24 protein-coding genes and 1 pseudogene are annotated in these 24,926 nt (G+C 42.9%); 18 read left to right on the plus strand and 7 right to left on the minus strand.

Annotation, left to right across the window (positions count from 1 at the left end; all coding sequences use genetic code 11):
- Nucleotides 1-45: 45 nt before the first annotated feature.
- Complete coding sequence (locus tag NLX78_RS00190) at nucleotides 46-561, plus strand: acyl-CoA thioesterase (RefSeq protein ID WP_013309488.1); 516 nt, start codon at nucleotides 46-48, stop codon at nucleotides 559-561.
- A 110-nt stretch (nucleotides 562-671) separates the two neighbouring features.
- Here NLX78_RS00190 and NLX78_RS00195 read toward each other — a convergent pair whose 3' ends face one another.
- On the minus strand, nucleotides 672-2,138 hold the full coding sequence (locus tag NLX78_RS00195; RefSeq protein WP_254349325.1) for an RICIN domain-containing protein: 1,467 nt from the start codon (nucleotides 2,136-2,138) through the stop codon (nucleotides 672-674).
- A 227-nt stretch (nucleotides 2,139-2,365) separates the two neighbouring features.
- Here NLX78_RS00195 and NLX78_RS00200 point away from each other — a divergent pair, with 227 nt between their 5' ends.
- Together NLX78_RS00200 and NLX78_RS00205 are read left to right on the plus strand one after the other, a co-directional pair.
- On the plus strand, nucleotides 2,366-3,058 hold the full coding sequence (locus tag NLX78_RS00200; RefSeq protein ID WP_254349326.1) for a 4'-phosphopantetheinyl transferase family protein: 693 nt from the start codon (nucleotides 2,366-2,368) through the stop codon (nucleotides 3,056-3,058).
- 51 nt (nucleotides 3,059-3,109) lie between these two features.
- The gene (locus NLX78_RS00205; RefSeq protein ID WP_254349327.1) at nucleotides 3,110-4,699 is read left to right on the plus strand and encodes an amidohydrolase; all 1,590 of its coding nucleotides are present in this window, start codon (nucleotides 3,110-3,112) and stop codon (nucleotides 4,697-4,699) included.
- 69 nt (nucleotides 4,700-4,768) lie between these two features.
- Here NLX78_RS00205 and NLX78_RS00210 read toward each other — a convergent pair whose 3' ends face one another.
- The 3 genes from NLX78_RS00210 to NLX78_RS00220 form a co-directional block, all read right to left on the minus strand.
- A complete protein-coding gene (locus NLX78_RS00210; protein WP_254349328.1) occupies nucleotides 4,769-6,394 on the minus strand; it encodes an S-layer homology domain-containing protein in 1,626 nt (541 codons plus the stop codon).
- 157 nt (nucleotides 6,395-6,551) lie between these two features.
- Nucleotides 6,552-7,403: a DegV family protein gene (locus NLX78_RS00215; protein ID WP_254349329.1), complete on the minus strand. Its 852-nt coding sequence runs from the start codon at nucleotides 7,401-7,403 to the stop codon at nucleotides 6,552-6,554.
- Nucleotides 7,404-7,435: 32 nt separating this feature from the next.
- A complete protein-coding gene (locus tag NLX78_RS00220) occupies nucleotides 7,436-7,909 on the minus strand; it encodes a hypothetical protein (protein ID WP_069291559.1) in 474 nt (157 codons plus the stop codon).
- A 219-nt stretch (nucleotides 7,910-8,128) separates the two neighbouring features.
- On the opposite strand from NLX78_RS00220, the gene NLX78_RS00225 reads away from it, so the two are divergent.
- On the plus strand, nucleotides 8,129-8,512 hold the full coding sequence (locus NLX78_RS00225) for a DUF423 domain-containing protein (protein ID WP_254349330.1): 384 nt from the start codon (nucleotides 8,129-8,131) through the stop codon (nucleotides 8,510-8,512).
- A gap of 106 nt (nucleotides 8,513-8,618) precedes the next feature.
- On the opposite strand, the gene NLX78_RS00230 is transcribed toward NLX78_RS00225, so the two are convergent.
- The 3 genes and pseudogenes from NLX78_RS00230 to infC all read right to left on the minus strand — a co-directional run bounded on the left by NLX78_RS00230 (nucleotide 8,619) and on the right by infC (nucleotide 10,552).
- Nucleotides 8,619-9,167, minus strand: a complete 549-nt coding sequence (locus NLX78_RS00230; protein WP_254349331.1) for a hypothetical protein — start codon at nucleotides 9,165-9,167, stop codon at nucleotides 8,619-8,621.
- Between the two features lie 364 nt (nucleotides 9,168-9,531).
- Nucleotides 9,532-9,936 (minus strand): annotated as a pseudogene (locus NLX78_RS00235) (kanamycin nucleotidyltransferase C-terminal domain-containing protein); the annotation flags it as partial.
- A 103-nt stretch (nucleotides 9,937-10,039) separates the two neighbouring features.
- Nucleotides 10,040-10,552, minus strand: coding sequence for a translation initiation factor IF-3 (infC, locus tag NLX78_RS00240; RefSeq protein WP_069291562.1), 513 nt, complete (start codon nucleotides 10,550-10,552; stop codon nucleotides 10,040-10,042).
- Nucleotides 10,553-10,720: 168 nt separating this feature from the next.
- Between infC and NLX78_RS00245 the strand changes: the two genes are divergently transcribed.
- The 14 genes from NLX78_RS00245 (at nucleotide 10,721) to NLX78_RS00310 (ending at nucleotide 24,684) form a co-directional block, all read left to right on the plus strand.
- Nucleotides 10,721-11,716: an ABC transporter substrate-binding protein gene (locus tag NLX78_RS00245; protein WP_254349332.1), complete on the plus strand. Its 996-nt coding sequence runs from the start codon at nucleotides 10,721-10,723 to the stop codon at nucleotides 11,714-11,716.
- Nucleotides 11,713-13,761 carry an iron ABC transporter permease gene (locus NLX78_RS00250; protein ID WP_254349333.1) on the plus strand — a complete coding sequence of 683 codons (2,049 nt, stop codon included), beginning with the start codon at nucleotides 11,713-11,715 and terminating at the stop codon, nucleotides 13,759-13,761. The genes NLX78_RS00245 and NLX78_RS00250 overlap by 4 nt, the downstream gene beginning before the upstream one ends.
- A 126-nt stretch (nucleotides 13,762-13,887) precedes the next feature.
- Nucleotides 13,888-14,199, plus strand: a complete 312-nt coding sequence (locus NLX78_RS00255) for an ArsR/SmtB family transcription factor (protein WP_061831898.1) — start codon at nucleotides 13,888-13,890, stop codon at nucleotides 14,197-14,199.
- 76 nt (nucleotides 14,200-14,275) lie between these two features.
- Nucleotides 14,276-15,451 carry an MFS transporter gene (locus tag NLX78_RS00260; protein WP_254349334.1) on the plus strand — a complete coding sequence of 392 codons (1,176 nt, stop codon included), beginning with the start codon at nucleotides 14,276-14,278 and terminating at the stop codon, nucleotides 15,449-15,451.
- Nucleotides 15,452-15,667: 216 nt separating this feature from the next.
- Nucleotides 15,668-16,012: a hypothetical protein gene (locus tag NLX78_RS00265; protein WP_254349335.1), complete on the plus strand. Its 345-nt coding sequence runs from the start codon at nucleotides 15,668-15,670 to the stop codon at nucleotides 16,010-16,012.
- Nucleotides 16,013-16,111: 99 nt separating this feature from the next.
- Nucleotides 16,112-16,792 (plus strand): VOC family protein, encoded by a 681-nt coding sequence (locus NLX78_RS00270; protein WP_254349336.1) that lies wholly within the window; start codon nucleotides 16,112-16,114, stop codon nucleotides 16,790-16,792.
- Nucleotides 16,793-16,876: 84 nt separating this feature from the next.
- Complete coding sequence (locus NLX78_RS00275; RefSeq protein ID WP_254349337.1) at nucleotides 16,877-17,332, plus strand: GNAT family N-acetyltransferase; 456 nt, start codon at nucleotides 16,877-16,879, stop codon at nucleotides 17,330-17,332.
- A 222-nt stretch (nucleotides 17,333-17,554) separates the two neighbouring features.
- On the plus strand, nucleotides 17,555-18,886 hold the full coding sequence (locus NLX78_RS00280) for a transcriptional regulator (RefSeq protein ID WP_254349535.1): 1,332 nt from the start codon (nucleotides 17,555-17,557) through the stop codon (nucleotides 18,884-18,886).
- Nucleotides 18,887-19,336: 450 nt separating this feature from the next.
- Nucleotides 19,337-20,710, plus strand: coding sequence for a transcriptional regulator (locus NLX78_RS00285; protein WP_254349338.1), 1,374 nt, complete (start codon nucleotides 19,337-19,339; stop codon nucleotides 20,708-20,710).
- Between the two features lie 365 nt (nucleotides 20,711-21,075).
- Entirely contained in the window at nucleotides 21,076-21,621 is a 546-nt protein-coding gene (locus NLX78_RS00290; protein WP_254349339.1) for a hypothetical protein, read from the plus strand.
- A 177-nt stretch (nucleotides 21,622-21,798) separates the two neighbouring features.
- A complete protein-coding gene (locus NLX78_RS00295; RefSeq protein ID WP_254349340.1) occupies nucleotides 21,799-21,999 on the plus strand; it encodes a hypothetical protein in 201 nt (66 codons plus the stop codon).
- Nucleotides 22,000-22,032: 33 nt separating this feature from the next.
- A complete protein-coding gene (locus NLX78_RS00300; RefSeq protein WP_254326058.1) occupies nucleotides 22,033-22,578 on the plus strand; it encodes an RNA 2'-phosphotransferase in 546 nt (181 codons plus the stop codon).
- 274 nt (nucleotides 22,579-22,852) lie between these two features.
- Nucleotides 22,853-24,196 carry a WXG100 family type VII secretion target gene (locus NLX78_RS00305; protein ID WP_254349341.1) on the plus strand — a complete coding sequence of 448 codons (1,344 nt, stop codon included), beginning with the start codon at nucleotides 22,853-22,855 and terminating at the stop codon, nucleotides 24,194-24,196.
- Nucleotides 24,196-24,684, plus strand: coding sequence for a hypothetical protein (locus NLX78_RS00310; protein WP_250267935.1), 489 nt, complete (start codon nucleotides 24,196-24,198; stop codon nucleotides 24,682-24,684). Before NLX78_RS00305 ends, NLX78_RS00310 begins: the two co-directional genes overlap by 1 nt.
- The last annotated feature ends 242 nt before the right edge of the window (nucleotides 24,685-24,926 follow it).

Raw genomic sequence — 24,926 nt, forward strand, 5'->3', positions numbered from 1 at the left:
AGAGATATAAAAAGAGAGCAACGAGGAAAAGAGAGGAAAGAACCCATGGAAAGCAAGTACATCCGAGAAACCTACTGCTTCAAGACGTCCCGAGTATTTCCCAACGATATCAACAATCATAACACGCTCTTCGGCGGCCGATTGATGTCGTATATCGACGATATCGCATCTATTGCAGCTGCTAAGCTGTGTCGTACGAACACAGTTACAGCCTCTACGGATTCGGTGGATTTTTTGCTACCTATCCATCCGAGTGATTCTGTCACGCTGGAAGCGTTCGTAACCTGGACAGGCCGTAGCTCGATGGAGGTGTTCGTAAAGGTAATTCGTGAAGGACTGATGACTGGCGACCGAAAAATCGCAGCCACCGCCTTCCTGACCTTTGTGGCATTGGACGAGAACAACCGTAAAGTGACCGTGCCGCAGGTGATTCCAGAAACAGAAGAGCAGTTACAATTGCACCAGACGGCTCCATCACGCGCAGCCATACGGCGTCAGCGGAGGGAAGAAAGCAAGCAGCTGGCTAGTTTTCTGACAACAGATTATCCGTGGGAACTGTAACGTACTAGAGATTATCAATTTCATCGTTTTACGTAAAAAGGAGCCGTCTTTTCCGTTAGCAGTCGACCATGATCTGCTTGGAATACGGCTCCTTTTGAAAATAACTTGAGCTATTCTACTTTAACTACACGGAAATGCTGATTTGTCCCACCGTTATCGCCCCATTGAATGGCTTTAGCTCCATCGGCGGTGGCGCCTTCAGAAATATCGATCAGCTTGCCGGTTGCCCGATTTTTCAGCTTGTAATAACCACCGGTTACGGATACTAATTGCCAATGCTGACTGGACCAGCCTCCGTCGCTCCACTGCTCAATAACTGTACCGTCTGTTGTCGTACCGCTTTCAACACCAATTAGCTTTCCGCTGTTGCGGTTCATAATTTTATAATATCCGCTGCCTGCATCCTTGAGCTGCCATTGCTGGTTTGCTGTCCCGGAATCTGCACGCTGCTCCAGGTCTGCGCCGTCCGTCGTTGCATTGCCAATAATGCTTAGTGGCTTATTGCTCTTGCGATTCACTAGCTGATAATAGGCATCCGGATCAATGGCAATTGGCGTCGTTATCCCCTCGACCACACCACTGGCGGTGTCAATATTAATGCTGTCGAACCAATCCATGGCTAATGAAGTAGCTGTTGGAAAACGCAGTGGCAACCATACATATTGAGAATCCTGCACAGGACCGCTCCACGCACCCGCCCAACGGTCGCCCAAATACAGGTATGAAGTTGTCTGGGCACCTTCAACAGGGATCACGTAAGCTGACTGTGAACCATATGTCGTACCGTCCCCGAAGTTTATCGTATTACTCCAGGCTCCTTCAATGCTGGATGCGGTAGCATACTTGGCCTGATTGGGATTCCAGCCGGTTGCCCCGGATGTAATCAGGAAGTAGACGTCTCCTTTTTTGAACATCGCCGGAGCTTCACGATATTGTCCAGGCCAAAGTGTAGTCACCAGCGATTCAACTTGCAGAAAATCCGGTGTCAGACGATAAATGTTCAGATCTGCGTTTACCCGAGTAGCCGAAATGAGGTAAGCTGTACCGTTATCGTTGTATACGGTCATATCGCGCGAATCGTAATCCAGAGGACGGAAGCTGCCCTGATACGTGTAATCACCGTCCACCGTATCGGAAGAGGCGACAGCCACTCGGGCTTCGTTGTAATTAACCCCATTTTCCTTGTGCATCCATAATACGTATTTACGTGTTTTTTCATTATAAATCACTTTCGGACGTTCAATATTCGAAACATTCAGCTCTACGGCGGAGCTGCTGGTCAGTACGTTTTTACGAAACTCCCAGTTTTTTAAATCAGAGGAACGGTAGGCGGATACCGCCTTGAACGTGCCGTTGGGATTACGATTTTCACCAAACCAATAATAGTAACCTTCTACTTTAATCATACCACCCCCATGGGCATGGACCACGTTTCCATCTGTATCTTTAAACTGAATGCCATTCACAACATTCGCTGAAGCGGCTGAAGCGATCTTAGGTGAAAACATCTGAAAAATGCTCAACGTCAGCAAAATAGAGAGCATAATACACAGCAAGCGGGCAAAATCATATTTCATTGTTTCGTCCTCCTCTGTATGTGTTATTTTAAAGCGCTTTCATTAATGGACTCTATGAAGTAGTTTTAATAGAGCTACTTATCCCAATTGTATCCATATTGAATTGAAAGTGCTAGAGTAGTATATTGACCATGTACACGGCACACGCCATCCATATCTAACAGACTTCCATCGAACGGTGAGTGTTACAAACTGGCTGATATTCATTAGGTATACAGGAGGCAACCATGAAAATATATGCGATTGATACGAGCAAGCCGGAGGCTGAGGAGCATTACGAATCACTGGTAAATCAGGTTTCGCTGGAAAAGCAGCACAAGTTAGATCGTTTTTTACATCGGGAAGATGCTTTGAGGGGGTTATATGCCGATGTGCTGCTGAGATGGTTGGCCTGCCGGCAATTGAAGGTATCTAATGCCAGTCTTCAATTTACATACAATGCATTCGGTAAGCCTTCCTTGATCAATGCACCCGCATTCCATTTTAATGTTTCTCACTCGGGAAAATGGGTGGTATGCGCTATTGATGATCACCCGCTTGGAATCGACATTGAACAGCTCCGTCCTATTGATTTTAAGGTAGGTAGAGTGTGCTTTTCAGACACAGAGTATGATGCGTTAATGCGTCAGGACGCAGACAGCCGCTTATCGTATTTTTACGATCTATGGACGCTTAAGGAAAGCTTTGTCAAGGCCGAGGGGCAGGGACTAACCCTACCGTTGAAGTCTTTTTCATTCGAGCTGAAGGCACAGCCATTCATAGGCTTCACGACAGAGGGCTTTACCACCGAGTATTGTCATTTTAAGCAGTATGAGCTGGATCAGGATTATAAAATGGCTGTCTGTGCAGCTCATGACCAATTTGCCCAGCAGGTGCAGCAGATAGATATAAATACACTACGCTTGGAAGTGGCAACATAGGCGTAATATGAAGTGGATATGCGTATAGTTGAAAAAAGGAGATGAGTGGCGTTGACATTCGTTTTGTTCAAGCACGGCCGGTTATATGGGGAGTGGGCTTCCAAAGGAGACTCTATCGTTGTACAGCATGGACGGATACAGGCCATCGGGTATGCTCGGGAGCTTGAATTACAGTTGTCCGGTAAGGAATATGAAACTGTGGATTGGGAAGACGCCTATGTACTGCCAGGCTTAACCGATTCACATATGCATTTGTCTATGCATGGTATGAAGCTGGCTATGCTGGATTTAACATCAGCTACCTCCAAGGAAGAGATGCTGGCTATGCTGCGCAAACGGGTCGCTGTAACACCGCCGGGAGAATGGATTTTAGGACTCAACTGGAATGAAAATGCGTTTATTCCTGTTGAAATACCGGATATAGCCGAGCTGGATGCCATTACAGATCAGCATCCGGTATATCTCACTCGTACGTGCTTTCATACGTTCTTGGCCAATTCAGAGGCATTTCGACGTGCGGGTATTAACGAGGACACCCCTGACCCGGCTTCGGGAGCCTATGGGCGAGATGCAGATGGACGGTTGAACGGATTGATTTTTGAGGAAGCATCCTTTGCCTTTACTAGCGTGCAGCCAGAGCCGGATTATTCGGTTAAGAAGGATACGATTCGGCGGGCTTGTATGGATGCGCTAAGGCTTGGTTTGACTGCTGCGCACACAGAGGATTTACGTTTTTTGGGCAGCGTGGAGACGATGCAGCAAATTTACAGGGAGCTGAGGGAAGAAGGTCTTCCTTTTCGCACACACCAGCTCATCTATCATCCATTTTTGGAAGAAGCGAAAGTGCAAGGGCTGCGTGCAGGTACCGGAAATGAGTGGTTTAAAATCGGTGCGATAAAAATGTTTGCCGATGGCGCTATTGGTGGAAGAACGGCTTTATTATCCGAACCTTACAGTGATGCTCCACATACCTGTGGAATGGCGATCCAACCGCAGCCAGAGCTGAATCAGATGGTGGCTGCTGTCAGAGCAGCAGGCTATCCGGTGGCTGTGCATGCCATAGGGGATGGGGCGGCGCACATGATTTTGACAGCGATGGAGGCTCATGCGCTCACGGGGGAAAGCGGTTTGCCAGACCGCCTGATCCATGGACAGGTGCTCAGGGGTGATTTGGTCAAGAGAATGGCGAAGCTGCCGCTGATCGCGGACATCCAGCCCCGTTTTGTCGCAAGTGACTTCCCTTGGGTACTGGATCGGGTGGGGAAAGAACGGACTGAATATTTATATGCCTGGAAAAAGCTACTGGAAGCAGGCATTCCATGTGCTGGAGGTAGTGACGCGCCGATTGAGCCGTTAAACCCTTTTCTTGGTATTCATGCGGCAGTGACTCGTGCCAAGCCGGAAGAAATGCATGAGGGCTATCTTCCCGCTGAAAAGCTGGATGTACATGAAGCCATTCATTTGTTTACCACGGGAAGCGCAGTAGCAGCCGGTGAGGCTGATGAAAGAGGGACGATAGCTGAAGGGAAAGCCGCTGACTTTACAGTCATTGACCGTGATGTATCGGAAAGCCCGCAAGCTTTACTTGATGTTAAGGTACGAATGACAGTTGTAAACGGGAAAGTTGCATATCGGTCATAGGCTGGGGATAAGTATATATGTCAAAAGCCTTCAACTTCACTTTTCATGTGAGGTTGAAGGCTTCGTATTTTATAAACCACGCTGTATAAATCGGTCTGCGTTTTTTACACTGGACCACAGATCAGAGCTTGCTCCGCCCGGATACCAGTAGGCGAAGCCAGCAAACCCAGCATCCTGTCCCAAGCGATACTTACGAGTGAAGGATCGTCCTTCCTCGAGCCACAGCTTATGAAGCTGCGTGTCTTTGTAAGACACGGTATACTGCTGAATATCCTCATTCCAGATTGGTTTGGAGCCGGAACGAGATACTAGCTGGTTTTGCTGATCTAATGAAATATCAGAGGAAGCAATTGATTGCCCGCTAGCGTTAAGCGTCCAGTTCCGTGTAAATAATGGCAACGCCAAGATCGCTTTCTCCGGATGGGTGGTTTGTACAAAACGCCGCACGCTTTCACGGAGCCATGGCAGTGAGGACACAGAGCCGGGGATCGAGCTACCTCCCCAATGCTCGTCATATCCCATCAGGATCAGATAGTCTGCCGCAGCGCCAAGCTGTTTATAATCAAAGGCGGCAGTCCAGTCCGTTCCGTAATCAGGAGATACACAAATCGCCAGTACCGTATTCTGACTCTTCAACTTAGCTTTTAATTGTTGGACGAACAATGTTAAATTGGCACGATCCTGACCATCTACATTTTCAAAATCAATGACAAGCCCGTTCAAACCGTATACAGATACGGCATTAGCAAGCTGAGTTATAGTTGTATTTCGTAGAACCTCACTGGACAGAATTTGGTGCGTCAGTGCCAGGTTGGAACGGTTGCCTACCATCGCCCAGATATTTTTATGATGCTGTTTGGACCAGGCAAGCAGCGACGAATTGGTATAATCGCTAATAATACCTGTTTCATTTAGAAAAAACCAACGTGGTGATAGGGTGTTGATGTTGGATTGGAGCACCGTATTTTCAAACTGCTGAACGGTTTGATCATATTGCCAGCCTATTCGGATGGAAGAAGCGGTGGAAGCAGTTTGGTTAGCATGCTTTGTTGAATACGTTAGCAGTCGTTCCAGCAATACTGCTGTTTCTTCACGGGTCAGAGAGGATGCAGGACGGAAATAGTTACTTTCACCTTTCATAAAGCCGTAACGATTTACGGTGGTTACCGCATCAAGGGCCCAATCTGCAATTTCGCCAGTATCTGTGAAGGAGGAAGTAGCATCTCCTGATCCGCCCGAAGAGCGGATGAGACGTGCGATCATTAAGGCCGCTTCTTGACGGGTTATAGGACTATTAGGTTGGAATGTAGCAGACGTTCCCCCCTGAACGATATTGAGTTGAGAAGCCGCTTCAATCCATCCATAGTACCACGTCTTTTTGGCAACATCTCGGTAGGAGGAAACGGCCGCTTGTACAGGCTCCAGACCGAGTGTACGGTCCAGTGCGGTAACCCATTCGGCTCTGGTAACAGCCTTTTTAGGAGAGAAGTAACCAGGTTGTGCACCGTTCAAAATTCCTTTAGCGTGCAGGGAAATAATAGACTGATAGGCATAGCTGTGTGCAATATCTTGGAACGTAGCGCCGGATGCTGCTGCTGGAGCAGCTAAGTATGAAGTGAATGTTGTGAATATTGTGATGGCTGCAGTTGCTGAAAGCGTGAGCCTGGTTAACCAACGTGATCGTTTGGAACTCATACCAAATAACCTTCTTTTTTATGATAGATTGTAGACTCATATATCGTTACTCGACGAATAATACTATCAAAAAGAGGAAAGTTATTCATTGCTAAATTGCTGGAAAAATACCAAAAAACCCGCCACCTATGCGGCAACGGGTTTGATATTGGATAAACTATGCTTTTTTGGCATACATAATACCGATGGTCTGTGGACCACAATGACTGGAAATGACACAGCCTGCTGTAGTTAGCAGTACCTCTTGTGCGTTCGTTTCTTCTTTCAAGCGAGCTTGCAGCATCAGCGCATCTTCCTCGGCCAAAGCGTGCACGACAATAATGATATCGTTATCCATCTGATCTCGTTGATTCAGTGCATTTTGCAGCATCTGATCCAAAGCTTTTTCACGTTTGCCGCGGACTTTGTAGGCAGGTGCCATTTTTCCGTCAATCACTTTGATCACCGGACGAATTTTGAGCAGACTGCCGATCAGGTTTTGCATGCCTGAACATCTTCCGCCTTTATACAGGTATTCAAGTGTATCAATGACAAATTCCGTGTCTATGAGCGGCCTGGTTTTCGTCAACATGTCTACAATCTGCTCTATCGTATTGCCGTTGGCTGCCGCACGAGCAGCTTTCATCACAAGCAGGCCAAATCCGCACGATAAATTCAAGGAATCAAAAACTGTAACGCGGCCTTCCGGAAATTCAGAGGCAGCGAGTAGCGCATTCTGGTACGTCGATGATAGCTCGGAAGACAGACTGATATATAAAATGTCGTCCCCTTGTTCTATGTAGGGCGCAAAGGCTTGAATAAAATCCGACGGAGAAGGTGCAGCGGTACGCGGTAAATGTCCCTCGCGGCTTACACGTTGAAATAATTGTTCCGGGTGAATGTTCACCCCATCCTGCAATGCCTCATCACCAAATACTGTATACAATGGCACAATGCTAATCTCGTACTGTTGACGCCAGTGAGCAGGAACATCACTGGTACTGTCGGCAAAAATTTTAATTTTGTTCATACATTGAATCCTCTCTGTGTGATGCAGAAAAATTATAAAGATTGCACGGAGGAAGGATAGATATCCGCTGTGCTATTCGGAACGGAAAGACCGATGGCCAGAAGAGCAATAAAGCCCACAATAATAAGTGCATTAATGATTAAGCCTGTAATAGCAAAGGTTTTCTTACGGTTTTTTAACGCAATTCCAATGATACCGACCACAAGTCCGCTACAATTCAGCAACAGGCTGCCTAAAAAAATAAAAGGAAGCAATACCGTTCCGGTTTGCTGCAGAGCGACTTCCGGGTTCAACGTTTGGTATTGGCTGAAATGAGCCAGCAGATTAATGACCATAATAGCCAGAATAATATATCCGATCAGGCTGACAAGCGACATAATAAAAGAAGCAATTCCGGGACCGGAATGTTTGAGCTTGACCGGAGGCTGAAACACAGGAGCTTCTGAAAAAACAGGGTGCTCCTCAGACGCAGCAGGTTTTTGCAAATTAGGATCTTGGTAACTCATTTTTTCCACTCCTTGAACATAGTCCGAACAGGTACTAATTTTCCACAAAATAAACAAAAAAGCAAGCCATCCTACACATTACCCTTCAAAAGACAGGGTCTAATCATCCAATTCTGTATGCGGTCTGTTCACACACGCTGGCTGGTAAACTTCATACGGTTTCGATAAAATAAGAAGAACATTCGGCTAAAAGGATGAGATGAAAAGGAGTACACAAACATGCAACGAAGATGGATATTTGTGGGATCTATAATGATGATGTTGGCGGTAGCCATTGGAGCGTTCGGAGCACATATTGTGAAAGCCCGGATCGACGCGGATGCTTTGGCCGTGTATGAAACAGGTGTGAAATATCATATGATTCACGCTGTCGGTTTGCTGATCATTGCATTGGCTGCCGGACAGTGGGGTCCTTCCAACCGTTTAAGATGGGCAGCGCGTCTGTTATTGACGGGTATCATTTTGTTTTCTGGTAGCTTGTATGTGCTAAGTTTGACCGGAATCCGTGTGCTGGGGGCTATTACCCCTCTAGGAGGCGTGTGTTTTATTGCAGGATGGATATTGCTGGCATGGGCTGCCATGGGTCTGAAGAAAGAGGATTAGAGTTCTTTTCGGATAATGCAAAAAAAGAGAATGGACAAGAAAGACGTCATGTTTTTCCTGACCGTTCTCTTTTTTCGTGCTTCGTTTTTTTGTGAAATATTTACATTTACGATGTGATTTCATCGATCTCATTCATTTTAAAGGAGTACACTTGCTTCTCATCTACATGATACACACTCAGTAGGCTATTATCATGATCCAGATTGAGGATGCGGCAAGGAATGCTGCGCTGTCCGCCATAGCGGTTCACGATTAACCGTACAAGCGTGTTATCTTGAATATAGCGTTTGATCCATTCATACGTACTAAGGTCTTGTTGAATTGCAGGCTTTGGCTGTACATGGGATTGTTTGATCTCTTGAACGACTGGTGGCTTGTTCGCAATTGCGGCTGATTTCTTTTTAGAGAATTTTTCCGCGAGCGTAGCGGCTGCATTAGATGGGTTATTCACGGCCGACTGTTTTTTTAGGTACAGTGCAGCTTCAATTAAATTGCCAAGTTCGATACCGGATTGAATCCGGCTATCCGCAATTTGTTCATTTTGGCTCAAGAGATTAAGCAGGAACTGAAGGGCCTCTACGTTCGAACGACCTTTAACTAATACATCTACATTAAATAAATAACTGGTTTCGTCTTGATTTGATTCCTTTTGCATACATCCTCCAGCCCAAGCCATGGGTAATTAGTCTTTTATAGTACCTATCAATATATCATTAAAACGTAATCTATCATAGTGCCTAAGGCCCTGTTGTTGGATATTAACAAAAATAAAATCTATATAAAGCCCTATGCGTAATATTTTCTCAGATAAGCAAAGCCAGAGTTACATATACAGAGAATAAAGGAGGTAGGGAGTGAAATCAAGTAGTTTAAATTTTAAATATATTACAGTGGAAAAATATAACGAAGCAGTATCATACATCCAGAAGAAAAGTAAAATCCCCCTTATTGAAAGGGGGAGGGGGCATATCAAAAACATATATTATAGTAAGCGCAATTAAAGTAAATTTTATTTTCGATCAAAAGGGGATTCGTTGTGATCGAATAAGGTAATCATGTTCGACTGCCCAACTCACAAGACCACTCCAGAAATCTTCACAGGCTGAAATGATCTTCGCTGGTTCAGCTAAATCTCCAGACATGACCAGCTTAACGATATGATCAAATCCTTCTGGACGACTTGGTAGTTCTAGGGCCTCCGGTAGAACCATTGAACCCGTTGAGAAAAGCTTCTGATTGTGCAACCCAACTAACATAGCCCCATATTGGGCAAACTGCATTCCCAAGTAAGGCAAGTAGGTATGAGGGCCATTTACACGGACATTTCTAAGCTTTCCTATAAACTCATACATTTCACCTACAAGCACTTCGTTGATGGCATGCCTGAAATCTTCCTTTGTTGGGGATTCGGCCGCTTCCTTTAATACTCTCACTTCGAGAAATGTTGACAGGTCCATTCATGTCCATTAGTGACCTCCCTCTGTTTCCTAGGGTCAAAGTGACTTTTCCAATTTACGGATTCGCCATTCAGCGCGGGTTTAATTTCACTTGCGAGCCCTTGCCGCCCGTCTGGATTCCAGTTTCCTTCACTCCGGCTTCCTTCAGATCGACTAGTAGCCGCTCTAGTACCGCTTTGGCGACGGGGGCTTCTTTTGCTCCAGATGCTTTAACGACCAACTGCACCGGTTTGCCGGAACGCAGATGTTTGTCTGCCTGACGCAGCTTCGTGTCGTAATCATGCTCCTCAATATGAGCAGTGAAGCGAAGCTCCTTGACCTTTTCTTTGCCGCTGTTTCTTGCGGCTCGGCCGACATTTTTGCTTGCTGCGGTTTCTTTTTGCGCCAGCGCTTTTCCTTTGCCCTTTGCGACCAAGCTACAGGGCGGTGGACTGCTCATGAGTGAGGTGCAGACCAGGTCCACCCCTTGGGATCGGGCCATAGCCAAGGCTTCTGACTTGGAGACAACGCCGAGCTTTTCTCCCGCGAGTCCAGTGAGTACCACTTCGTCAGCTTTAATTTGCTCGTTGATTAATACTGCCACGTAAATGTAGCCTCCCTTAAACAATGATAAAGCTATCATATACGGAACCTGTTTGTGATTCAATTTTAGATTTATCCGTATTGACAAAAGTCACTAACCCCTATAATCTTTTACTGATAATGATTATCATTTTCCAATGCAATATACATACAGGGGTGATTGAGAGAAATGAAAAAGATGTTGAATAGCCTATTATTATTTGTAGTTTTTACTATTGTATTGGCGGGCTGCGGTGCAGCTGGGGATAGCTCGAAGACGGAAGGTACTGCAGGGTCTGAGCAGACATCCACAACGGCTGGTCCGGTTACGGTTAAGGACGACCACGGGGAAGTCAAACTGGACAAGCCAGCGGAACGTGTCGTGGTACTCGAATGGACGTTTACCGAGGATCTCATTGCACTTGGCGTACAGCCGGTCGGCAATGCAGACAATGAAAACTACAAGCTGTGGGTAACACCGGAGGCGAAGCTGGCTGATACCGTAACTGATATCGGCACACGGGGCGAACCGAATCTAGAAGCGATTGCAGCGCTCAAGCCGGATCTTATTATCTCTAACGCCGATAACAATGCAGCGATCTATGCGCAGCTTAAAGGAATTGCACCAACGATAGAATTCGATCCTTACAAGGGGAACGGCTATGATTACGACCGTATGGTTGAAATCTTTAAGCAAGTAGCTGTAGCTACCGGTAAAACGGAACAGGCTGATAAGGTCCTAAGCGAACTTGACCAGCACTATGTAGATGCAAAGGCTACATTGGAGAAGGCGGGCAAAGCAGACTTTCACTATGCGCTGACACAGGCCTTTACAGCTCAAAATGCTGCCAGTCTACGAATGTTCAAAGAAAATTCGGTTGTAGTAGGAACGCTTGCGAAAATCGGCATGGTGAACGACTGGAAGTCGGACAAGACCGAGAAATACGGGTTTAGCACCGTTGGCATTGAAGCTCTTCCAGCTGTACAGGACAGCAATTTTATCTATATTACGCAAAAGACGGACGATGTATTTGGAGCCGCGATGAAGAACAACTCGGTATGGAACGGACTGAACTTTGTCAAAGAAAAACGTACCTATCCGCTGGACGGTACAACATGGACATTCGGTGGTCCTATCTCATCCAAAGTACTGGTTGATCAAGTAGTTGGAGTTCTGACGAAATGACCCGAACAGACACAACGGGTTTATCGAAGACTTGGCGTGTAGGAAGCATCTTTGGGGGCGGATTGATCGTCCTCATCGTGCTTTTTTTTGTAAGCTTGTGTTATGGAGAGGCTTCAATCCCGCTGCATACAGTAATTGAGGCGTTGACCCAGCGTCAGAATACGCTTGATCATAACATGGTGTGGGATCTCCGAATGCCGCGTACGGTCATCGGAATCCTAGCAGGTGGTGCGCTGGCCATCGCCGGTGCTCTGCTCCAGGCCATCACCAAAAATCCGCTGGCGGCTTCTGATACACTAGGAATTAACGCTGGTGCCTACTTTGTGGTCGTCCTTGGCGCGGTGATGTTTCCCGGATTGCTGCATCAGGCGCCGTTTCTATTTGCCGCTGTCGGCGGCCTGCTTGCAGCGGTACTGGCTTACTTCATGGGCGGGGGACGAGCTGGAAGTCCGATTCGGTTGGCGCTTGCCGGCTTGATTGTATCCATGGTTCTCGGTTCGTTTACCGGAGCTTTGCATATCTTTTATTCATTTGAAACCCAGGGACTTTTTCTCTGGGGTTCTGGCTCGCTTGTGCAAAACGATTGGAGCGGGACGACTTACGCCTGGCCCTGGGTCGTAGGACTCTCGGTCATTGCCGTTCTGCTGTCAAGGCAGTTTGATGTTCTGGATCTGGATGAGTCCACATCCACGTCACTCGGGCAAAAGGTTGGCTTGACCCGGGCGGTGGGAATTGTATTGGCTGTCCTGCTGTCAACCATTACAGTCAGCGTCATTGGACCCATTGGTTTTGTGGGTTTGGTAGCTCCACATTTGGTGCGCTTAAGCGGTCTAAAAATGCATCGTTGGGTGCTGCCCGGTTCCTTCCTCTGGGGGGCATTGCTGTTGACGGGTGCTGACGTGCTGGCGAAAATGGTCCACCAATCAAGCATGGACCTGCCGACCGGAGCCGTGATGGCCTTGATCGGTGCTCCTTGGTTAATTTGGCTGATTCTGTGGAAAATGAAGCTGCCTTCTGGTATTAGCGGGCAGTCTTCCATGAACATAGGTGTGCGCTCTCGGAAATTACCGTATGGCAGGCTAGTCACGTTGTTTGGATGCGGTGCCGTGCTGTTGACTGTATTCAGCCTGATGTTTGGAGGGATGCGAATTCCTGTCGGCGATCTATTGTCCGGCCTGTTCGGCGGTGAGAACGCAAATTCGGCCTTGCTGCAGTTTAGAATTCCGCGCACGCTGGTGGCAGCCGGGGCTGGTATCGCGCTTGCGGTCAGCGGTGTCTTGATCCAATTAGCCGTTCGTAATCCCTTAGCGGATGCCTCGATCATTGGTGTTTCTTCAGGGGCTGGCTTTGGTGCGCTTGCAGTGATTATCGTTTGGCCTGGGCTACCTGTTTATATGCTGCCCATCGCGGCGATTGCCGGAGCGACGGTGTCGGCGGCGGTGATCTTCTTTTTATCATGGAACAAGCACCTAAACCCGTCTGTGGTCATCCTACTTGGGATTGCTGTATCAGCGATCGGAGCAGCCGGCATTCAGGTACTGATTATCCAAGGCTCGCTTTGGGGCAGCACAGGCTATATTTGGCTGACGGGTAGTACCTACGCTCGAAACTGGGGGCAGGTGGCGACGATTCTGGCCTTTCTGCTCGTGTTGTTGCCAATAGCCTGGTGGCTAGCTCGCCGCTTCGATCTTTTGGTGTTTGACGATAGCAGCGCTATGGGACTGGGACTTCCGGTGCGCCGCACCCGGCTGCTGGCCATGGCAGTGGGTGTGCTGCTGGCGGGTGGAGCGGTAGCCTGTGTGGGGACAATTGGCTTCATCGGGCTGATTGCTCCGCATATCGTGCGTACGTTGATTGGGCACCATGTACGCCGCTCCATTGTTCTGTCGAGCCTCTTGGGAGCAGTAATGCTGGTGCTGGCTGATACGATTGGCCGGACAGTGCTTGCGCCGACCGAAATTCCTTCCGGATTGCTGATTGCACTAATTGGTGCTCCGTATTTCCTGTACTTGATGTATCGCTCCAATAAGAGTAAGTCAGTGTAATTGAATATGTACTTGAACAGGCTGCTTCCCAACGGATTTTCCGTGGGGAAGCAGCCTTTATTATTTTTCTACGTAATCATTGGACTTTATATTTACAAATCTAATAAAATAGATATAATGTTTTATATGGAACCGTCACTGATTTATAAAGCATTGTCAAACGAAACTCGTCGTCTAATTATGCTGTGGTTAAAAAAACCAGAAGAGTTTTTTGATGAACAGGCTTATCTAAAGCAAGGACTTAATTTTCAAATTGGTGTATGTGTGGGAGATATTCAGGCTAAATCGGGACTTGCGCAGTCTGTGATTTCAAGTTATTTATTAACGATGCAAAAATCCGGTTTGTTAGAGTCTGAGCGTATTGGGAAGTGGACGTACTATCGTCGGAATGAAAAAACAATCCGGGAATTTGCCGAGTACGTTCAAAAGGAACTATAAACTGAAAGGAGGTTTTTTTTCACATAATATATCTACAAATCTATATATATAATTAAATTGGAGGCTTATACTTAAAATGAAAAAGGTTAACCCGTTACTTATTATCATTCTGGCTTTAGGCGTATTCGGCATTATTACAACGGAAATGGGGATTATAGGCGTTCTCCCTCAAGTAACCCAAAAATTCAATGTATCAGCTGCCCAGGCTGGTTGGCTCGTCAGTATTTTTTCTTTAGTTGTTGCCATTTCAGGTCCGTTCTTGACCTTACTCGTTTCCGGCATGAATCGTAAAGTCATTCTATTAACCGCTGTATTCAGTTTTGTCATTTCTAATATTGTCTATGCCTATACCACTCATTTTGAGGTCATGCTCATTTTTCGTGTTCTTCCTGCTATTTTTCATCCTGTCTTTTTTTCGGTCGCTCTCGTGACTGCATCTCATCTTGTCCCCCCTGAAAAGAGTAGTAAAGCCGTCACCAAGGTTTTCGCTGGAATTACAGTAGGATTTGCGTTTGGCGTGCCTTTGACTTCCTATCTTGCTGAAAAGATATCGTTAGAAGCTGCTTTCTTGTTTGGAGCTGTCGTAAGCATGATTGCATTTGTGGGAATACTCGTATGGCTTCCTTCCCTGCCCGTTCAGGAAAAGATGTCTTATGGCAAACAGTTTGGTATATTACGTAAACCTCAATTGTGGTTCAACATTGTGACTGTTATTTTTATCTTTGCAGCTATGTTTTCGGTGTATAGCTACTTTGCCGAATATCTTGGAGAAGTAACTCTTATGAACGGGTCATGGATCAGTATGATGTTGATGGTCTTTGGAATCGTCATGATTTTTGGAAACTTTTTATTTGGAGGATTATTACATAAAAATCTGACCAAGACCGTCATCATGTTCCCATTGCTATATATGGTCATTTACGTATTCACTTATGCTCTGGGAGCTTCTTTCCTGCCGATGATTGTGGTTGTGCTCATTTGGGGGACCGTGCATTCCGGGGGGCTTATTATTAGTCAAACATGGTTAACCACTGAAGCAAAAGAAGCTCCAGAGTTTGGTAACAGTCTATTTGTCTCATTTTCTAATCTGGGTATTACGATAGGGGCTGCTATGGGCGGGTGGTTTATCTCTCACTTGGGAATACACCAGCTCATCTGGAGCGGAATGATGTTTGCACTGCTGGCGTTTTTATCTATGATTATAAAAATAAAATTGTTCAATTCTAATGCAACGGAAGTCAACGTGCATTAAAATATGGAGAGATATTAGAAGAGTACTCTAGACGATGATGACCATAAAATGATGCATGGGGTGATGTTGATTGCATTTCGTATGGACTTCGATCTTAATGACATTCGTAATCGTTATCGGGATTTTGGTGTTGCTCATTTGGGGAGTGATATCCTTAATTAAGCGTTTTCGCTAATCGCAATGAAGGAGTAGACATCTCTATGTACAGGTGTAACCTTGCATCAATACGTTCAAATTCTCAATTATAACGGGCATACTCAGCGATCAGTAGAGCTTTTAAATGAGGAGATTTTAGATTTGGAAGGTGCAGGGTACCGGATTATACATGCTGAACCTTATATTCAGATGGCGGAAACACTTCTTCATCAGAGCAACCCTGTATTAGCTCATGAATATCTCCAGAAGGCATACTTGATTGGAAGTGCAAGAGCATTTCGGAACCAGCCCAAGCTTTATCAAGAAATGGCGAAAAGTAAAGCTCTGGATGAACAGGATATACTACTTCAATTTACGGCGTTATATGTGAATGCCAAACTTCTAACCGATTTAAAGGATAATTAATAACCAATGTAATGAACCTCATACAGTCTGAGATAAAATGCTGATCTGGATACGACGGACTAATGGGCTTCAATATTATTTATGGGGAGGACTAATGCATTGAAATTAAAAGAAGTGCTCTTAGGCACCCACAGTTTCGAAGCGATGAAAGCTTTTTACGGCTCTCTCTTGGATTTGCAGGTTGTGGAGGAAAGCTCTTTGCGGTTGTCGTTTCAAGTAGGAGAATCAGTTCTTGCTTTCCAGGAATCCCCCCATATGGAGAATGGATTTTATCATATTGCGGTTACGATTCCAACGAATAAATTCATAGAAGCAAAACAGTGGGTAATCGACCGTGGGATTTCATTGATTTCAAGACCCCAAGAAGATGATGAGTTTTTTTTCGAAAACTGGAATGCAACAGCGCTTTATTTCTATGATCCAGATCATAACCTTGTTGAATTCATTGCCCATCATACACTCGATAATGCAGTCGCTGAAGCTTTCGGACCCAACTCTATACTTCGTATAAGCGAGATTGGTCTTCCGGTCGATGATGTTCCAGAGGTATCTAGAATAATTACCGAAACGTTCCAACTTAATTCATGGGGAGGGGCTGGACAGAAATTCGCACCACTAGGGGATGTAGAAGGATCATTTATAGTCATAGATAAGCAACGGCCTTGGTTTCCTGATGATAGGCTTCCGACCGTGTTCAGCATCAGTGTCTTGTTTGAAGGTCCATACTCTGCCAGTCTTTCACTGCATAATGGTTTGTATGAATTGAGATCAGACGGATAGTGCTTCCCATACCCCCGGATTTCTGGAATAAAGCTTACGATGGGGTGGAAATCCGGGGATCATAATACATACAGGAGAGAATATATGAATATTAGACTACTTCATTCAAATGAAAAATATCCAATAGAGCTTTTGTTACTAGCTGATCCATCGCACCAACTTGTTGAGGAATATTTAAAAAGAGGGGAGTGTTATGTAGCAGAGATTGACCATCATATTGTTGGGGTCTATGTTCTTTTACCTACAAGACCTGAAACAGTTGAGTTAGTGAATATAGCAGTGTCAGAAGGTATGCATGGTAAAGGAATAGGCAGACAATTAGTAACACATGCAATTGAAACAGCCAGGGCACAAGGTTATAAAACGATGGAAATGGGTACAGGAAACTCTAGCATTGGGCAGTTAGCTCTCTACCAAAAATGTGGGTTCAGAATTGTTGGTGTAGATCTAGATTTCTTTGTCAGACACAACTATCTAGAAGAAATTTATGAGAATGGCATACAGTGTAGAGATATGATTCGTATGTCTCAGGATTTATAGAGCTTAAATTCTTTGCAAGCCCATCAAAGGTATCTTAAGTAAGGTTCTGAAAGGTATATGATATTGTGCCAAAAGATGGTACAATAAATTGCGGAAAGGCTATACAATCATTGGATTGCAATAGTCCTTTTTTAATAAGTTGATATCCTACTAAGTTCCTGATAAGGGGTGGTTACTTTGTACAACACAACAACCACGATACTCACAGAGATAACAAAACATATGAAAGATAATGATTTAATACTAAGTGATTTAGCTAGAGAGGCAGAAATGAATCCGGGCACCATGAGCAGTATTATTAATGGGAACCGCACTCTTTCAGTGGATCAGCTAGACCGAATTACACAGGCGATGGGGCATCCCGTTGGTTATTACTACGAACGGTATGTGTCTGAGTATTTAACAGAGGCTAATCCGAATTGGCGTCGAATGAGTCCTTTTATACATAATTGTGCGAAATTAAACAAACTGGACTGCATTCATGATGTGGTCAATCTATTGATGGACAAGTTGGGTTATTCAGAATCCTTATTTGAGCTTGCTGAAGAATTATTTCATGAAAAGATGTACCAAGCGGCAGCCATACTTTATGAAAATGTAGCTTTAAGTGAGAAAAAACAATACTCAGAACGCCTCGCTATGTGTCAGTACCGCTTGTTCCATACGAGACAAGGAGACAATCAAGAGAAAAATTATGAGGCGGCAGTTCAATTTGAAATATATGTTGAACGACTAGATGAGATAGATCAGTTAGAAGCGTTAAAAGATTTGGCGAATACATACCGTTCGTTACGTAAATGGGACAAAGTAGAACTGTTCGCTAAAGCTTTGGGAGACAAAGCTAAGATTCAATACAAACTGGAACAACAACGGCATCATATGAAAAAAGAAAATTCAAAGAAACCAAGTTTTCCTCTGTTTGCTTATTGGGCATTCTCACATTTACTTCGTGCAGAAGCTTGTGAAGCGAGGAAAGACTATGAGCAAGCACTCCAGCACACTTATGCTTATGCCGATTTAAGTTGGGTGAAAGATACGGATGAAACTGCTTTGAAGTGGAAGAGGCAGTATGAAGAGTGGGCTGTGGGGAATACCTATTTGAATAAGATTCTTGCAGGCGAGATAAACGTTCTATCTGATTATGTAGTTTATATTTCATCAAGAAAAGATGAGATTCTTCCGGCACTCGATATTATCGTCGATTCGGCTAATAGATACCACATTGATGTAGATGATATTTTAAAGCAATTCAATGAGGACATTTCATCTTTTCTGGAGCAACAGAAAGTTGAAAGCTTTTATACTAGACGATTCATAACAGAACGTTTTATGCATTTTTCCAAGGAATTATCAGTCTACTATTTGACCAAAGGAAGATTTTCTGATGGTTTTAAATTTTTAATAAGTTGTTTGGAAAAATCTACATTAATCAATAATAAATCGTATATAATTAAGTGTATGCGGCTGTATGAGTCTTATCGAGAGCATGCATCAACTGAGATAAAGACAGCGTACAGAAATTTGATTAATGAGGTGGAAAAGGATGAAACATAAAATAATTTTAACCGTACTGGTAACGAGTTTTATGTTATTGACAATAGTATTCCCTCGAGCAGGCTATCAAGACATTGAACATGACTATCAACCTGCACAGCATGGGGAAATGTAATTATTTCTAACAGGAAAAATATGTTTGGTATTTAAAGTGATTAAATGATATATATTGCTAAATTCAATGGATAATGGAACAGGTTAGATGGAATGATCCGTCTAGCCTTTTTATTGCGTGTTTTGCTGTATATAAGCAATATGAGGAAATCTTCTTTTGAGAAATATATGTAAAAAGTGCAAAAATGTTATGTGTGCTGTTGTAAACAACTGAAGGGTATATGACTTTGTTCCAACAGAAAATGATGGGCTAAAGTAATTCTTACTAACTGTTTCTCATTACATGGTTTAATTATGTATCATATGCCGAGTCTACGTTGAAAGGGTGGTTTATCTATGGAGATCACACCTACGATTAGAGCAGAAGTTCAAACCTATCTGATAAGAAAAAGCTTAACCATGACCGAGTTTGGTCACATTATTGATTTGAATGTAGGAACAGTTAGTGGCATTGTGACGGGCAACCGACCTATTTCTGTTCACCAGCTAGATCGGATCACTATGGGAATGAATTTACCATCGGATTATTTTTATGAACGTTATATTGATGAATGTATTGAAGAAGAACCGCTTAACTGGCGAAGAATCAGCCCTTTTTTGTACCGGTGCGCGGAGTTAGGGCGACTTGATTGCTTGCGAAGAGTTGTAGGTATGTTGCTAGATAATCCTGTTTATCTTCCTTCACTTTTTGAAGTAGCCGAGGATTCTTTTAAAAAGGGTAATACTAGAGCAGCGGCGTTCCTTTATGAAAACGTGTCAGAAGGGGAAAAGTATCAGTATTCAGAACGATTGGCGGTTTGCCAGTATCGATTGTTTACGATTCGTATGGGAGACGATCAAGAGAAAAACTATGATGCAGCCATTCAATTTGAGCCTTACGTTGATCGATTAGATGAGGTAGATCAGTTAGATGCCTTAAAAGACTTGGCGAATACATACCGCTCGTTACGAAAATGGGATAAAGTAGAACTATTCGCTAAAGCAATGGGAGACAAGGCAAAAATTCAATACAAACTGCAACAACAGCGGCATCATGTACACAAAGACAATTCGAAGAAACCTAATTTTCCTTTGTTTGCGTATTGGGCATTCTCGCATTTACTTCGTTCACAAGCATGTGGTGAGAGGAAAGACTATGAAAAGGGACTTCAACACATTAAAAAATACGCTGATTTAAGTTGGGTTACTGATACAGATGAAGAAGCTTTGAAATGGAGAAAAAAGTACGAAGACTGGGCAGTAGTAAACACGTATGTTAATAAGCTTCTTTCTGGTGATAAGAGCGTTCTTTCTGATTATGTAGCTTATATTTCTTCAAGAAAAGATGAGATTCTTCCCGCACTTGATATTATGATTGAGACAGCTAACCGATACCATTTTGATGTAGATAATATTTTAAAGCAATTCGAAGAAGAAATCATCTCCTTTCTGGAGCAGAAAAAAGTTGAAGGATTGTATACTCAACGATTCACAACGGAGCGATACACTCATTTCGCAAGGGAATTGGCGATCTATCTTTTGCGCAAGGGGAGGTTTTCAGAAGGCTTCACATTTTTGTGTAGCTGTTTGGAAAAGTCTGCTGAAGCTAATAATAGAATACAAGCAATCAGATGTATGAGGTTGTTTACACATTTTAAAGAACATGCATCTGCTCATACGAGAGCAGTCTATGGAAATCTGATTAAAGTGGTTAATGAAGATGAAGAGTAAGTTGATTCAACCCTCCTAGTATCCAGTTTTATGTCAGTAGCATTAGTAATTACGATCTAGCTGGACAATAAAGAGGAATGTTGGAATAAAATAGTTCAATTATAAGATCACAATAGACCTAGAAAATTAACTATGATCAAGAGGTTAGATGGAATTATCCGTCTAGCCTTTTTCATATCGTTTGTTTTGCTCTACATAAATAAGCTTCTAGAAGTGACTTAGCTTGGACTTTTATCTGTAAAAGGTTTATTCGACCATTGGAAGATTATATAATGTGGAAAGTAGTATTTAAATAACAAGACATATTGCCTATTCCCTTCATTTCCCTTATGATAATTGCACTACTACCTAAGAAGGAGATACATATGAAAAAAGCTATTCTACTATTATTAATGTTTGTTGTTTTAATTCCATCACAAGCATTGGCAGCAACATCTACAAAAGCAATGTCAACAAGTGAAATCGAAAAATTATACTTTGAGAATTACAAAGATCGTGTAAAAGAAATTAAAGTTGCACAAAAAAAACTTAATGTTGTTCTGGGGGCAGAGGTTCGTGAGCTAACTCAAAGATTAAATCAAGCATCTGCACGTTATAAAAATGAAGTGAAAAATAAGTCTAGTAAAGCGGTAATAGCTCAAGCCAAGGCTGAATGCGATAAATTAAAGAAGCAGCTCAGCGTGGCGAAGGTGGAACTAAGTAAAAGTATTAAAAATTACAAGCGAGAAAGTGACCAAGTTTTAAAGGATATTGCAAAGCAGAAAGCAGACCTTATAAAATTCATTAAGAATCACACAGCAGGAAAAGATAAACTTACAGAGTCTCAATTTAGCAAGCAAGTTAATGGAGGTATTATGTCGATTGACGGCTCATTTACTGGCATTTTAAAAATGTTGACGGAAGCTGAATAATGGTGAGTAAAGGCAGCAGGTATCACCTGTTGTCTTTTTAATTTAGGCTTAGAATGGAAGTTATTGTTGGAGACTTTGGATTGCTGTGAAATGGGGACAAAGAGGATATATGGATATGGATGAAATAAATTTGTTCGTTTTTATATAATGAAGTACGATTAACGAGGAGAAAAATGTATGAATCGTAAGTTTTTTATCATGGCTTTAATAAAAGGTATTTTCGGGTATTTCCCTTGTGGGCTGGGAGTTGCAGTATTATTGGAGGCTTATAGCAGATATAGTCTAAGAGGTTTTTTAATTGGAGCTACATTTTTCCTTATCGGGGGATTAGTGCTTTACTTCACAAGACGCTATGAATCATCAGATTGGTTACTTTAGATAAAGCAAATATTACATTAGAAGGAGTATATGATGTTATCACCAAAACAAGAAGAGAGCCTTAGTAAATTTATGAGTAAAATTCTTAGGCATACACCAGAACAGTTTGGAATTAAGTTGGACCATGAAGGTTATTGCCACGTGCAAGACTTAATTTCAGCAATTAAATCAGAGAATAGATGGTCGGATATAGGAGAAGCAGGGATTGATCAAGTCGTAACTAATTGTCCAAAGAAGCGGTACCACATGGTAAATGGATACATACGAGCGAACTACGGGCACAGTGCAGGAAGATTAGATTACAAAGAATCCATTCCGCCAACTGCTCTTTATCACGGAACAAATAGCAAAGTAGTTGATAAAATTATTACCGAGGGAATTAAACCAATGGGGAGAAAATATGTTCATCTATCTGAGACACTTGAATTTGCAACATTGGCAGGTAAGAGACGTGGTGAATTAGTCATTCTTGAAGTCGATACAGTAAAAGCGCTGGATAATAATGTGAAGTTCTATATCGCTAACAATGGTGTTTGGCTTGCCGATTTTGTGCCTCCACAATATTTTAAAAAAATTTAACACTGATATTTTCGTTTATATTAAAAAGTCAGTTGCATTACTTGAATCTGTTAGTGAATCTATTATTTCTATAAAATTGGATGCTATCAAAAGAGTGAAGTCAAATAATTTACTTTGCAAGGCATTTATACAATACTTATGACATAGTAAATCCGTTTATATCAGTTCATTTGTCACATAATATAAAAGGAAATTTCAGGATAACAGGTGGATATCCCTAAACATCTCCTTCTGATAAGATTATTTCCATCTAAATTAAAATGGACGTGATCAATTGGGGAGAATATTGGTTCCACCTGATAAGCTAATGGAAGTGGCTGACCAGTTCTTGCATGGTAAACACGAAATGGAACGTATGTTGAATTTACTGAATGGAAGAATTGATTTTGTCCAACAAGGTTGGTCTGGTGCTACCCGAGAGAGGTTTTTCCAAGATTTTCAGGTCTCTAGACAATCCATGGGCGTGACACTTGAACGACTTTCTACGGTTGCACAAGAACTCATTTTTATTTCAAAAAACTTCACACAGGTAGATGGAGAAAAAGTTGTACTGGATGTGCCAGGGAATGGTGTGCCTGTTAAAACGGCATCAAGCGGCGAAGGTTGGCTACATAAAATTTTTGAACAGATCGGAAAAGCGGAGATCACCAAGGCTGAAGCCCAGATGGAAGCTAGCAAGCTTCAAGGAGAAATTCTGTGGGATACTGCTCAGGGAGCGAAAGGTGCTATTCAGGAAGATTTAACCTTGGGGATGCTGCCTGACAAAGACCGTGACTATGATCATCCAATGGCAGCTAAAGTAGGTGAAATTCTTGGTCACGTAGCTACAACATTGCAGGGAGCTGGTGAGGTAATCGTTGGAACAGGTGGAGAAGGATTATCAGTTGCTGTTTCATCCACGGGAGTTGGTAGTATTATCGGAATACCTGGATTGATTGGCTCAGCAGCTTTAGCGGCACATGGAGGTACAACCGCAGTTAAAGGCGCAAGCGGAATAGGGAAGAGCTCAGCGGAATTGTGGCAGATGGCGAAAGGAGAAGGTGGAGGTTCATCTAATTCTACTCCATCTTCGGGAGCTAAGGCAGAAAAGGCTCCACATGTAATCGAGGGAACTCACAATAATAATATAGGGAGTATAATTAAGGAAGGAAATAAGACGAAATATACAAACCCTGCTGGCAATGAATTGACATGGGTTGATCAACATCCCAAAAATATTAACCGGGATATTGAGAACTTTATGAATAGCTCAGATGTAGGAAAGGCAACTGAAGCAAAAGTAGCTGGCTTTTTAAAAGAAGAACGGGAAGTCACTGGTTTTGGACAAAAAATTTTAAAGAAAGATGGTCAATTTGCAGGTGATTTAGATGTAGTTACAAAAAATGAATTAATTGAGGTTAAGGCTTCAATCAAAGCAGTTAAAGAAGGACAACTTGAGAAAATGACAATTACGACTGATAAGCTTTATTTTAATCCAGAACAGAAGAAAGTTATACTTTATATCGATAAGCCTTTGGGCAATCTATCTCAAAGTAATATAGAAAAATTAGATAATATCAAGAAGCTAGGAGTAACTGTTGTAAATTCCTTAGAGGAATTAAGAAAGGTGGTTAAGTGATGGGAAGTTCGGCTTTTATTTTAATAGAACGAGAAAAATATACACCTGAGAAATTACTAGGAGATGCAATCGTAGCTGCCTTTCATGCAGATGCTGGATTATATTTTGACAATGATAAAAAATATAAGAACGAACAGTTTTTTTCAACAACTCTAAATATATCTTATAACCCACTGGGTGCTGAAAATAACCAGCAGTTTATATTCTATATTGACGGAATTGATAATTACGAAATTAATTATGAGCATGATGAAGATATTAGTGGATTAGATTCAAGCTTGTCCTTGTATCAAGTAGGATGTATTGAAGATGTTTATGGTGTTGAAGAGCTGATTTTTCGATTTATATATGAATATCTCAAGCTAAATCCTACTGACTATTTTTGGATTCCTGATTACGATTGGGTCTACAGTTGGGAAGATATGCAGAAGTTCAGATCTCTGCCCTATGATCCAAACTGGTGCTATAAAAATCCTAAATCAATATAATTCACAACGATTAATGAATATCTATAAGCTTGCTCCTTTAACAATAAAATGGGAGTGAGCTTTTTTCATTTTTCATAGTAATTTATCTGATAAAGAAGATAATTTGCATGCACCTAAGAATTAAGAGGCGGGTTTAACAGGAGAGTCTTCAATCAGGCTACTAACTTAGTGATATGGGTAAAGTATACGGAAGGTGCGTGAATGTTATGAAGTATGATACATTCTTAAAATTATGGAAAGAA

The sequence above is a fragment of the Paenibacillus sp. Lou8.1 genome (assembly GCF_024213565.1).
GTDB classification, from domain to species: Bacteria; Bacillota; Bacilli; order Paenibacillales; family Paenibacillaceae; genus Paenibacillus; species Paenibacillus polymyxa_B.